Genomic DNA, 12896 nt, shown 5'->3' with positions numbered 1-12896 from the left:
GGTCTAGAATGTAGACTTATACAGGTAAAGTATTCGCGCACATGGAGAGGGTATGAAACGCAAGCAATCCATCGAGCAGGTTCGCTGGGATCTGGCACTTCGCTATCGTTTGATCGAGACCGTTGCCTGGTGGGAGGGCCGGTTGACCACGGGACACCTGATCCAGAGCTTCGGCATCAGCCGTCAGCAGGCGTCCAAGGACATCAACACGTACATCACGGAACATGCGCCTAAAAACCTTACATATGACAAAAAAATAAAAGGCTACGTCCCCAGCAAGACGTTCTCGCCGCTGTTTATCGACGACAGCGCCAGCGCCTACTTGCATCTGCTTTACCAGAACAACGAACGCGCTCTGCACATCGATGGGCTCGCCCTGGCCTACGCCCATACCAAGGTACTGGAAGTCCCGGATCGTCCGATCCGGCCGGAGGTTCTGCGTCCATTACTCAAGGCTTGCCGCGATGGTCTGCGCCTGGAAACCGAATACGTATCGCTCAACACGCCAAACGTGGAAATCCGCCTGATTGCCCCTCACACTCTGGTCTACACCGGCATGCGTTGGCATGTGCGCGCGTATTGCGAGAAAAACCGCCAGTACCGCGACTTTGTACTCAGCCGCCTGCGCGGCGAACCGGATCTGCTCGATGAGTCGCAGGACACCCGCGAGCTGGATGAAGAGTGGAACACCGAAGTGCCGATCATCTTCACCCCCGATGGCCGCTTGAACGCCGCGCAGCAAGCCATCATCGAAACCGACTTCGGCATGACGGATGGCCAACTGGTCGTCCCCAGTCGCAAGGCATTGGTGAAGTACGTATTGCGACGCTATCAGGTCGACCCGAGAAACCAGGCAACCAACCCCGAAGCCCAGCAGATCGTGGTCAGCAATATCAAGGAGCTGCGTCCATGGCTCCTGCATGATTAAGACCCATTTCTCGCCAGACGCGCAGCGCTCGCACACTGTTGTCGACCTCAGCGTTGAGTAGCGCTTGCGCCAGCGCGTGTTCGCCCTGGAGCTGGGCAATATTTCGTGGGGTATTGCCGTCGCTGTTCTTCGCGTACAGATCAAGGCCGTATCTGGCGTAGTGAGTGATGAAATACCGGGCGGCCTTCAAGTGCCCATGGGTCACCAGCAGATGCAGCGGCGTATTGCCCAGCACGTCACGGTCGTTGAGGCTGCCGCCGAGCTGGTGACGCGCGTGCAGGATTTTGACATTGCCGTATCGGGCAGGTTGGTGAATGTACTTGTCGTGGGGCATGAAAGTGCCCAAACCGGGCCAATCGCGAAACTGCCGATCGCCAAACGCACCCAGTGACTCAAGCGTGTCCATCCGTTCCCGGCGGCTCAGGCGGTAGGCCATGTCCAGCGGCGTATCGCCGGCCAGATCACGCTGATTCATGCCCACAGGATCGAGCGGCGCTATAACGTCGAGCAATACACACAGGTGCCAATCGTTCAGGCCAAGCTCGGCTCTGTCTTCCATGTGCTCAAGCATGGCTTTCTACCGCACCGTGTCTGACGGCCATGCACAAACCGTTTACCAGGCTCATCTCGTGGGGTGTCACGCAGCGGACAGCGGTAAGGTCCGGGCTGGCAACGATGCAGGAGAGGGATTTGGCGCGACTGACCGCCACGTTCAAGCGGTTCTTCGAGTACAGAAAACCGATGTCACGCGGCAGGTAGTTTTCGTTGGAAGTCGCCATTGATACGATGACAATCTCTGCTTCCTGCCCCTGAAATTTATCCACGGTACCTACCCGGGCACCTGCGGGAAGTGCATGTTTGAGCACTTGAACCTGCAAGTTATACGGCGCCACGACCAATATGTTTTCGATACTGATCGCGTGCTCCTCACCCTCGCTGTCGATAAACCGTTGCTCTAAAAAGTAGGCGTAAAGCGCTTTGACCTGCGTGGCCTCCTCGTTCGAACTCTGGCTGTTGCCGTCGTGCTGAACAGGGCAGAACATCAGCCCGCTGGCGGGTATCTGCGGACGTTGACCGTCCAGCAGCAGGACCTGTCGCTCGGTGCCGGGCGCCGAACACAGCTGCCCTTCGTAAACCGCCTGGGAAATGAACGAGCACACATCCGGGTGCATTCGCCAGGTGGTTGCCAGGAACACGCCACGATCCGCCGCAATGGTGGGCGTGCCGTCCAGCAGGTAGTCGAGTATGGAGTCCCCGGAGCGTCCCGGGTGCACACCCTGCACCGGCTGCGACAATTGCATCTGATCCCCCATCAACACGATGTTGCGCGCCGCCATGCCCATGGCGACCAGGTTTGCGACACTCACCTGCCCGGCTTCGTCGATGAACAGGTAGTCCAACTCTTCGGTAAACGCCTCGTTCGCCAGTATCCAGACCGTACCGGCGGTCAAGCCAATCGAAGGCCCGCATGCAGCGAGAAATGCCTTTTTGTTTTCGATGGAGCGAATGCAGCGGCCTTCGAATTCATTGCCGTCCCCGTCCGCAGACTTTTTCAAGCCGCTGAACGTGACGCCCTCTTCCAGCGCTCGCGCTTCCACCGCCGCCAGCAGGTTATTAATGGCGTGGTGCGAGTTGGACGTGACGCCGATGCGCTTGCCCGCCTTGAGCAAATCGACAATGACGTGCGAGCCGGTGTAAGTCTTGCCGGTGCCTGGCGGGCCCTGAATAAAAAGCACGCTCTGGTCCAGATTGCCCACCACTTGCTTGATGGCGTCCAACGGTGGCAGGCCTGGGTCGAGCAGCGGCGCTCCCGGCGCCACGCCGTTCACCCGTGGAGCACGTCGATGCAGGAAGTCGGTCACGGCCTGGAAACGTTGTCCGCCGGCCAGCACGCTGTCGGCATAACGCAACAACGCGTCGCGCAGCGGATCCGTCGGGATTGGCCGGTCGGGGATCATGTCGAAATATTCAGGCGGAGCCTTTTCTTCCGTAGCCTTGAAGGTCGCCAGCCCCAGGTCGAAGTCCAGGTGATGCAATTCGATGCTGGCCTGGGTCTCGGCGACTAGGCCTCTCGAGCCCGTCCGCAACTTGGTCTCCTGCGGCTCAAAACGGTACTCGTACAAGAACGACCGCTTGATCGGTTCACGCGGTGTCGACGTGCGCTGCAAACCCGCGAGGCTCTCCATATCTTCCAGCAGTTCCTCGGAAGTCATATCGCGGCGACTGAACATTTGCCACCAAGTCGGCTTGTCGGCGCGACGATGGAAGTCGAGCAGCTGGAAGGTCAGCACGCGCACCGGGTCCTCGGCGTGCGCTTCATCGAGCAGCCGCTGGCGATAGCTTTCCAGCCGAATCTCCACATCAGTGGGTTCGGCGCTGGAGGTCACGGTGACGGGCTCAGGTAGGCAAAACCCGCCAGCATCTGCCGGTTTGATGCCCAGCAGCCAGTCACGCAGGAGAAAAGTGGATTTCACGTCGTCTTCGTTGTAGCGCTCGATCTGCTCAAGCAATGCCGACTTGCCGGTCTCCTTCCACTGCTCATAAAACACGATGCTGGCGCCGGCATTGGTCACATCGCCCTCGCGCTGAGCCATGTAAAAGTGCTCGATGTTCTTGATCGAATAACTGGGCTCCGACACCCGGATCGCTTCACGCACCACCTTGTAAAGGTCGATCAATTTGCCGTTGCGCAGCAAGCCGTCCACTTGTGCCTCGCGGGTACCGTACTGGCTCATCAGGCGCTTGATCGCCGTCTCTTCATAGCTGGCGTAGTGGTAGATATGCGCGTCGGGGTAACGCTTGAGATGGGCGGTCACCCAGTCGATGAATTGCTCGAAAGCGATTCGCTCTTCCGCGCGGCTATGCGCCCAGAAGGCTTTGAAAGTTTGCTTGCCACCCTCATTGATGTAGAGCCCGAACAAGTACTCAAGGCCGCCCTCTTCCAGCGGATTGCCTTCCATGTCAAAGAACAGATCGCCCTCGACTGCTGACGGCATCCGATTGAAACCCCGGTGCGCGCCGGCTGCCGGCAGCAGCTCGAACAGAGGTCGATCACTGGAGCGCCCCTGCAGCTGCATACGCGCCTGATGACGCAACTTGCTCAACGACTCCCCCTGCAAGTTGGCGACACGCAAGGTGTCCGGACTTTGGGCCAATTGGCGCAGCGTAGTTACGCCAGCGTGGTGCAGTTTATTGATCTGCGAGCGGCTGATACCTGCGACCGCCGAGAGGTGATCGTCTTGCCGGCGTTGCTCGTCACAGCGCTCGCGCCAACTACAGAACCCGCAATGCCCACAGGGGTCTGGGTAAGTGGCGGGCGGCTCGGCAAGACTTGTGAAGGCGTTGAAACTCTGTAGCACATGTTCCAGATAGTCGGCGTAGTCCGCCACGCGAAAGGCCTGCTCCGTGCGCGCCGCATCACCGAGCACCACGTACATGTAATGCGGCTGCACACCCTGGATCGGCACCAACAGGCGCGAATACAGTGCCGTCTGCACCAAGAACTTGGCCTTGGCGGTTTTCGCCAGCTTGGTGTCGATCACTTCATAGCTGTGCTCACCCAGTGCCGACGCTCGCGGCACTTTGCGCAAAAAATCGGCATGGCCAATCAGGGAACCGTCCTGCAGCGATGCCTGGAAAATAATGTCTGCACCCGCTTGCATCGCCAGAATCGTCAGCTCGACGCGGCGCGCAAAACTCGGGTCGCCCTCGGCAATGTCGACGACATTCGCATATTGGCTTTTGAGGCGCTGCAAATAAGCCGCCTCGTGGGCCAGGCCCTTGTCCTGAATCAAGCGATTCTGTTCACTCGACGGCGTCTTTGCCATCGGGTTGAGCAGGTGCTCAAGATCCAGCGCCGTGAGGTGCTGACACTCAAGAAAACCGCAGAGGTCCGAGGCGGAATAAAGACGTGTGCCATTGCGCAGTTGCATGGTCGAGACTAATCCTGTGATGTGCCCGGGACCGCTGCACGGTAATCGAAGTGAATGTGAGGCTCAGGCCTCCAGCGAGCACTCGCCAAAGAACTGCTCGAACAGCGGCGTTGGCAAATACTCGGCGTCGAGCAGCCCAAAGTGCTTGCCGACGTTGCGACCCAAGGCCATGAGCGTATTGGCGGAATTGGGAGTGCCTGCGTAGCCAGCGGCCAGGATCGATTCGACACGCGCCCCGCCCGTCGCCTCTCGCTGGTACGCCCGCCCCGTGATCAATACATCCACCAGGCACACGCTGACCCGCTCCTCCCCCAGGATGAAGGACTCCAGCACCTCGCTGGACAAGGCCGCTCGCAACCCGTCTTCGCCACCGGCGGCGATCCGCTCCAGCTCTTCGAGTGAACGGTTGAACAGGTCGAACTCCTGCATGGAAAACGCAAAACAGTTGCCTTGCGCGGTCGAGCGGGACACAGCACGTTTCGCTACCTGCCAGTCGACGAATGAGGGTTTATCCGGCTGCCCACCGTCGCGGCGGAACTCCAGATAATCCGCGATCACCCGATTGAACGTATTCCCCGTCGGCACCCAACCCGTGCTCTCGCGATCGGGTTTGTCCTCATCCTCCAGGAGCGCGGCAGTTTTCAGTGCCCCGCCAAAGCAGCGCAGGTCATAGCCGAGCATGAACAGGCTGGCCTCGAACGCATGGCACCGCGCAGGCAGCGTGCCTTGGTCGGTGAACCACTCGGTACGCTCAAGCAGGGCACGGATGATCCACCCCAGGCGCACCTGGCAGCGAGCCCATGCCTCATAGCGAATCGAAGAAAACTGCGGCGCCGCCAAGCCGTTGGTAAACGCTCCGGGATTGCGGATCTGGCTGCCACGCGCGCCACCGGACGGGAACGACAACAACGGTTTGCCCCCCCCCCGTCCATTGCTCACGAAACAACGAATAGAGCATGCCCATGGCAGCACCGACGCGGCTGTCATAAATCGGCGAACCCGACGCATCGAGCAGTGCGTGAATCTTGGTCAGACCAGCGTCGAAACGCTCAACGCTGTTCGCGTCAAGCTCATCCAGGTCATTGTCGCCATCCAGCGCCATGAGCCCGGCCATTTTTCGCAGATAAGCGGACAACTCACCCTGGTCGGCCAGACGATGCAAAAACGGAATGGCGCCGCGCACGCCTCCCCAGCGAAGAATCTGCAAACACGCCTGCAGCGCTTGCGGCTCATCGCCCCGCTCGACTGCACTCTTGAGCCACTCACGAAGCTGACCGAGAGAGCGTTGCGTTTGCGCCCAGGTTTGCGAGTCCACCGATGTCTGATTGCTATCCAGCCAACTGGCCTTCCAACGATAATGTGCCAGCACCTGCTCGAAACCGCGAACATCCTCCTGCAAACCGCCCGGTACAAATTTGCTGGATTTGAAACGAAGCTTGAACGTCAGGGTTGGCAAATTCGTCGCCAGCCATTCAACAAAAGCCTCGACTTCAGGTTGGAGCAAAAACTGTTCATGCTTCATGCCGGCTGCCTTGCAGGTAGTATCGAATGGCCATACCCTAAGCAAAAGGGCCGGGCCCGTCCATGTTGTCTGTTCATACAGGTAAACAATTGGAACAGGTTATGAGGCTCAGAAAAATTCTCTCCGGCAAAAATATGGGGGGCACTCACGGACATGTAGTAAGGACGACAAAACATGAGCGAATCCGCCTTTCTCAGATACAAGGACGTGCTCGTCAACGACCACAGTGCCTCCGCGAAATGTGTACGATCGATCGTGCGGTCGATGCGAGCCCCTTACAGACATGTGGTGTCCGCGGATGATCTGGGGCAGCTTAGTTCGGAGCATTTTGCTGTGGCACAATCCCTGGTGAGCGACTACAGGAAAGGATTGCACAAAGACTCTGAGGCCACAGATGTGCTTCGTGAGCTTGAGCGGCGTTGGCCGGATTACACCGAGGTGCCGTATGGGCTGTACCCGTTCCCGGACCCCGAAACAGTTTTCGTGCCCGAACATGCGGAGCTCATCGATCACTTGCAACCGTTCTTTGGCATCGACCTCAGTATGGTCAATCCCGAATGGTCCGGGCATCTGACCATGCTGGGGCCCATGGAGCCGACAGAACACCAATTTGTGGGGCAAGCGACCGAAGAGACCTGGTGGCATTCTCCGCTCGTGCATACCAACTGGATTGGTTTCAAGGTCGAGCAAGGGCAGTATCGCCTGATGGGCGACCCGCGCTATTTCTTCCTTCATCCGGGCAACCAGGATTTGGCCGACCCGTATGAGGACGCGCGATTGAGTTTGCAGAGAATGTATGCGGATCAGAAAACAGCCTATGAAGCGGCCAAAAAGCTTTATCGGAACTCGGGTCGCCTGTTCTCCCCATCAGCGCTAGCCGAAAGTGTCCCCCTGTACGACGTTGAACAGATGACGTTTGTCGAGCAGATTGGCGGAGTTGCGGACTACTCGAAATTTCCGACTTCCAGTCTTTCGCTTGGTTATGTGGAAAGCGAGGAACACGGAGTTACAGCCGGATACCCGCGCAGCCCCGCTGGCCATCTGTTTCATCACGTGGCGAGCGTGCCCGCCTATCATTATCAGAGCTGGGGGGCGGATCTGATCATGATGTTTTATGAGCCGGTAGAGCAGTTGGTGCTGTTTACGTTTTATTGGGAGCCTTGCGAGGTTGAAGGGTACGCCGGGGATTAGCTTTGCGCGCTTACCTACGATCTGTGATGGTTATCGACACAGTCGCATAAAATGTAGAAGCGCCCTGTCACCACACGGGGCTGTTTTTCTAAGCGTTCGTAAGCACACACTGTAATGCACGCACCACGCTTCGCATGGCATTATGCCCTCATTGCGTCGGCACTCTCGGGATGACCGGTGACTCACTCAAGGATGGAACATGGCAGAGAGCAGCAACTTCGCCTTCTTCAAAGAACACGATTCGGTCTTTTTTCAACTTGCCAATATGGCCGAGCGAGTTTTTTCCAGTGACCCCAACACGACGCTGATCAAACTGCGTCAATTGGGCGAAGCGCTCGCCCAGGATCTGGCGGTAAGAGCAGGCATTGAGTTCGATGCCACCACGTCCCAAGCTGACCTGCTGTACCGCCTGAGTCGTGAAATCAAGCTCGACGGCAACATCCGTAACCTGTTCCATACGCTGCGAGTCGAAGGCAACAAGGCTACCCACGAATTCCGCACCCTGCATCGCGAAGCACTGGATGGGCTGAGGGTCGCCCGCGCCTTGGCGATCTGGTACCACCAGTCATTCGGCAAGGGCGGCAGCGCCTTCAAGCCCGGGCCTTTCACGGTTCCGGTCGATCCGAGTGAGCCTCTGCGTGAGCTGCAGGGACAGATCGAAAAACTACGTGCAGAGCTGGGCGACAGCCGTCAGCAACTTGAGAGCAACCACCAGTTAGCCGAGCTATTGGCGCAAGAAAAGCAAGAGCAAGCCAGTCTCGCCGGACAAATGAACGAGGAAGCGCGCATCTACGAGCAGATTGCTCTGGAGCGCGAGGCAGAGCTATCCAAGGCCCGAGCCGATTTCGAAGCGCGGCTGAAAGTGCTGCAGCAACAACTTGAGGATCAGCCCCAAGCTGCCCAACAGGTCACGCGCAAAACCCAGCAGGCGAGCAGCCAGTTCGATCTCAACGAAGACCTCACCCGCATTCTCATCGATCAACAGTTGAACGATGCGGGCTGGGAGGCCGATTCGCTCGACCTTACCTACAGCAACGGCGCTCGGCCCGAGAAGGGCAAAAACAAGGCCATCGCCGAATGGCCAACCAGCAAGGCGAAAGAGAACGCTGATTACGTGCTGTTTGCCGGCCTCATGCCTGTCGCCATCGTCGAAGCCAAACGCAAGCGCGTCAACATAGCCGACCGCATTCCCCAAGCCGAGCGCTATTCACGCCAGTTGATCGTGACTAACGATCTGCAACCGGCCGGGCAGAGCGTGGGGTGGGCCGACGGCCAGGGCAGCCACTTCAAGGTCCCGTTCGCCTTCGCCTGCAATGGTCGCCCCTTCATTAAGCAACTCGCCGAGCTGTCCGGCATCTGGTTTCGCGACTTGCGCAACCCGGCCAATCTGCGCCGGCCGTTGCAGGACTTCCACACACCAGACGGCCTGCTCGACCTGCTCAAGCGCAGCCGTGAAGACGCCGAGGCGAAGCTACAGCAGGAAGGCTTCGCCTACCTCAAGCTGCGCGACTATCAGGAAAACGGCATACGCGCCGTCGAGCAGGCGCTGGCCGCCAATCGCCGCCAATGCCTGCTGGCCATGGCCACAGGAACCGGCAAAACGCGTACGATCATTGGCTTGATGTACCGCCTGCTGAAGGCAGAGCGCTTTCGCCGTATTCTTTTCTTGGTTGATCGCAGCGCACTGGGGGAGCAAGCCATTGAAGCCTTCAACGAGGCGACGCTGGAACAGAACCACACGCTGGCGCAAATTTACGACGTCAAAGAACTCGGTGACATGGCTGCCGAAGCAGAAACACGGGTTCAGGTCGCTACCGTACAGGCCATGGTCAAGCGCATCTTCCAGTCGGATACTCCGCCGCCCATCGATGCCTTCGATTGCATCATCGTCGACGAAGCCCACCGCGGTTACACCCTCGACCAGGAAATGACTGAAGGCGAACTGGCGGTGCGCGACTTCAACCAGTACTTGTCGCAGTATCGGCGCGTGCTCGATTACTTTGACGCCTGCCGCATCGGCCTCACAGCCACGCCAGCCAAGCACACCAGCGAGGTCTTCGGTGCCCCGATATTCACCTATAGCTACCGTGAGGCCGTAGCTGACGACTGGCTGATCGATCATGAACCGCCAATCCGCTACAAGACCCTGCTGAGCGATAATGGCATCCACTTTGGCAAGGGCGAGAGCGTCAGCGTCATCGATACGAGCACCGGCGAGGTGGATGTCGCCGAACTCGAGGACGAACTCGACTTCGAAATCGAGTCTTTCAATCGCCGCGTGATTACGCCCGGTTTCGACAAGGTCATCTGCGAGCAACTGGCACAAGAGCTCGACCCGTTGGGCGACGAAAAAACGATGATCTTTTGCGTTAACCAAGCCCATGCCGAGCGGGTCAAAAACCTTCTCGACGAAGCCTTCAAGTACGTTCACGGCGAGGATTACAACCAGGCGGCTGTACAGATCATCACCGGGCAAAGTGACAAGGTCAAACAACTGATCCGCCAGTACAAGAACGAGCGCTACCCGAGCATTGCCATCACGGTCGACCTGTTGACCACCGGTATCGACGTACCGCGCATTTGCCACTTGGTGTTCATGCGCCGGGTGCGTTCGCGCATCCTCTACGAACAGATGAAGGGCCGCGCGACTCGCCGCTGCGATGGAATCGGCAAGACGGTATTCAGGATCTATGACCCAGTTGACCTGTACGCTGCCCTCGAACCAGTAGATACAATGAAGCCGCTGGTGAAAGACCCGAACATCAGCCTCGAACAGCTGGTCAGCGAGCTAACTAACCCAGCCAGCCTCGATGCTCCTGGTAACCAGCCGGACACTAGCCATGCCCACGACGTCCTGGACCAGTTTAGCCAGCGGGTCATGCGCATCCTGCGTAAGGCCAGCCATAAGGCCGAGCAAAAGCCAACCCTAAAGGCCAAGCTCGCCGAACTGGAAAACACCTGGGGCATAGCCCCGGACAAACTGCATCAGCACCTGCACCAGCTCGGCCCACAGCAAGCTGCCCAGTTCATCCAACAGCATGCCCAACTGCTCGATCAGCTCGCCACAGTTAATGCCCTGTTGGGATCGCTGAACTATCCGGTGATCTCCACTCACACGGACGAACTGATGGTCCGTGAGCAAAACTACGGCAGTTACCAAAAGCCTGCGGACTATCTGGAAAGCTTCAACGACTTCATCAAAAATCAGTTGAACCAGTCGGTGGCCCTCGGCGTAGTGATCAACCGCCCGCAAGACCTGACTCGTGAACAACTGCGCGAAGTGCGCCTGCTGCTCGACGGGCATGGCTACAGCGAGGTGAACCTGCAAAGCGCCTGGCGCAACCAGACGAACCAGGAAATCGCTGCCAGTATCGTCGGCTTCATCCGCCGCGCTGCCCTCGGAGAGGCTTTGCTGCCATTCGAGCAGCGCGTAACCAAGGCGATGGAGACGATTTACGCCCTGCAGCCTTGGACTCAAGTTCAGCGTAAGTGGCTGGACCGCCTGGCTAAGCAGCTGGTTCACGAGGTCATTATTGACAAGAAGCAGATTGGTGAAGCGTTCAAGGGCGATGGCGGCAGCACGCGGCTGGACAAAATGCTCGGCGGCAACCTGGGCGTGGTGCTGGATGCCCTGAACGACAACCTTTGGGCACAAACGGGATGAGACCGATCTGGAACGCCGGATTGGCCAGCGTGTTCGTTCATAAGGGATAATGCCCCTGCTATATGACTTATCGGCCGCGATACCTAGAGACGCCTCATGACCCCTGCTGAGCTTCATCAGATCCTTGCCCGTGGTGAAGACAGTCGCCATCAGTTCAAGCGCGATTTCAACAATATCGATGCCTTGGCAGCCGAGTTGGTGGCGCTCGCTAATACGTCCGGTGGCTACTTGCTGATTGGCGTAGACGACTCCGGCACTGTGAGCGGGTTGAGCAGCGCGGACATTTCGCGACTCAATCAGCTGCTCTCCAACGCGGCCTCACAGAATGTCCGCCCGGCGATCAATCCATTGTCCAGCAACCTTCAGACCGAGCACGGGCTGGTCATGGTGGTGACAGTCGAACAAGGGCTGAATAAACCCTATGTCGACAACCAGGGTCGCATCTGGGTAAAGAACGGCGCCGACAAGCGTCGGGTCACGGCCCGTGAAGAACTGCAGCGTTTGTTCCAGCAGGCCGGGCTGGTGCGCGCCGATGCGGTACCGGTCGCGGGCAGCAGCGTGGCGGATATCGACGCCAAAGCGCTTGGCGAGTACTTCCAAAGACGCTTTCGGCAGAGCCCCGAACAGACAGGTTTGGAAACCACCCGCATCCTGGAAAATCTTGGCCTCGCCAGTGGCGACACACCCAATTTGGCCGGTTTGCTGCTCTTCGGCCAAGCGCCACAACGCCTGTGCCCGGCGTTCGATATCAAGGCCGTGGCGTTTCCGGGCACGGTTCTGCATGACCGCCACTATCTAGACAGCGAAGATATCGACGGCAATCTGCAGGAACAGTACCGACGCAGCCTTGCCTTCATAAAGCGCAACCTACACCACGTGCAGCGCCAGCAGGGCTTCAATACCCTCGGCCAGCTGGAAGTGCCGGAGGAGGTGTTTGAAGAACTGTTGGTCAATGCCCTGATCCACCGCGACTACTTTGTCAGCGCCTCCATCCGGATCATGATCTTCGCCGATCGCATCGAACTGATCAGCCCCGGGCACCTGCCTGACGTGCTCGATACCGAGAAAATTCGATTTGGCCTGTCCAACCGTCGCAACCCGACGCTCACCTCCCATGCTGTGCACATTCTTCCCTATCGCGGTTTGGGCACCGGCATCCCGCGCGCTATCGATGCTTGGCCAATGATCCGGCTGGAGGACGACCGGCAGAGTAATCAGTTCAAGGTGGTGATTCAGCGCGCCGTTGAAAAAGGGCCTCTTTCGGCCCCAAGTGGGGACCAAGTAGGGACTAAGTCGGGACCAAGTAGGGACCAAGTAGGGACTGAGTCCGCTGTCGAAGAAGAACAAGCCGAAACTCACCTGTCTTTGCAGCAAGAGCAGATAACGATGCTGTGCAAAATGACAGGCGATCACACTGCGCCAGAGCTAATGACCTTCGTCGGGCGCAGAAACCGCAGCAAGTTCCGCGAGCAGGTTTTGACCCCACTACTGACGATTGGCGTGGTCGAGATGACCATTCCAGACAAGCCCAACAGCAGCAAGCAACGCTATCGCCTGACTGCGGCCGGCCGAGCGCTAAAGGCCGAACAACGCTCCTCAGGCGACTGAGCCCAGACAACCACTTCTTTGCGCCAGCGCAATCTGGCGCTTTACACACTT

Annotated in this window: 8 protein-coding genes; 4 read left to right on the top strand and 4 right to left on the bottom strand. The window is 58.4% G+C overall.

Features of this window, described 5'->3' with window-relative positions:
• The first annotated feature begins 52 nt into the window (after window positions 1-52).
• Window positions 53-928 (top strand): BrxR family helix-turn-helix transcriptional regulator, encoded by an 876-nt coding sequence (locus CRX69_RS08050; RefSeq protein ID WP_107321842.1) that lies wholly within the window; start codon window positions 53-55, stop codon window positions 926-928.
• Here the strand turns inward: CRX69_RS08050 and CRX69_RS08045 are convergent.
• The 4 genes from CRX69_RS08045 to CRX69_RS27830 form a co-directional block, all read right to left on the bottom strand.
• A complete protein-coding gene (locus CRX69_RS08045) occupies window positions 894-1499 on the bottom strand; it encodes an ankyrin repeat domain-containing protein (protein ID WP_107321841.1) in 606 nt (201 codons plus the stop codon). The genes CRX69_RS08050 and CRX69_RS08045 overlap by 35 nt on opposite strands.
• Window positions 1492-4860, bottom strand: a complete 3369-nt coding sequence (locus CRX69_RS08040) for a TM0106 family RecB-like putative nuclease (RefSeq protein WP_107321840.1) — start codon at window positions 4858-4860, stop codon at window positions 1492-1494. Before CRX69_RS08040 ends, CRX69_RS08045 begins: the two co-directional genes overlap by 8 nt.
• Before the next feature lie 63 nt (window positions 4861-4923).
• Window positions 4924-5766, bottom strand: a complete 843-nt coding sequence (locus CRX69_RS27835; RefSeq protein ID WP_240539591.1) for a hypothetical protein — start codon at window positions 5764-5766, stop codon at window positions 4924-4926.
• Window positions 5666-6382, bottom strand: a complete 717-nt coding sequence (locus tag CRX69_RS27830) for a hypothetical protein (protein ID WP_240539590.1) — start codon at window positions 6380-6382, stop codon at window positions 5666-5668. The genes CRX69_RS27835 and CRX69_RS27830 overlap by 101 nt, the downstream gene beginning before the upstream one ends.
• Window positions 6383-6556: 174 nt before the next feature.
• Here CRX69_RS27830 and CRX69_RS08030 point away from each other — a divergent pair, with 174 nt between their 5' ends.
• The 3 genes from CRX69_RS08030 to CRX69_RS08020 all read left to right on the top strand — a co-directional run bounded on the left by CRX69_RS08030 (window position 6557) and on the right by CRX69_RS08020 (window position 12845).
• A complete protein-coding gene (locus tag CRX69_RS08030; RefSeq protein WP_240539589.1) occupies window positions 6557-7573 on the top strand; it encodes a hypothetical protein in 1017 nt (338 codons plus the stop codon).
• Between the two features lie 199 nt (window positions 7574-7772).
• Window positions 7773-11237, top strand: a complete 3465-nt coding sequence (gene hsdR / locus CRX69_RS08025; protein ID WP_107321839.1) for a type I restriction-modification system endonuclease — start codon at window positions 7773-7775, stop codon at window positions 11235-11237.
• A gap of 96 nt (window positions 11238-11333) precedes the next feature.
• Complete coding sequence (locus tag CRX69_RS08020; RefSeq protein WP_107321838.1) at window positions 11334-12845, top strand: RNA-binding domain-containing protein; 1512 nt, start codon at window positions 11334-11336, stop codon at window positions 12843-12845.
• The last annotated feature ends 51 nt before the right edge of the window (window positions 12846-12896 follow it).

The organism is Pseudomonas rhizophila, from assembly GCF_003033885.1.
Taxonomy (GTDB): domain Bacteria; phylum Pseudomonadota; class Gammaproteobacteria; order Pseudomonadales; family Pseudomonadaceae; genus Aquipseudomonas; species Aquipseudomonas rhizophila.
This window is presented reverse-complemented; position numbering and strand designations above follow the sequence as displayed.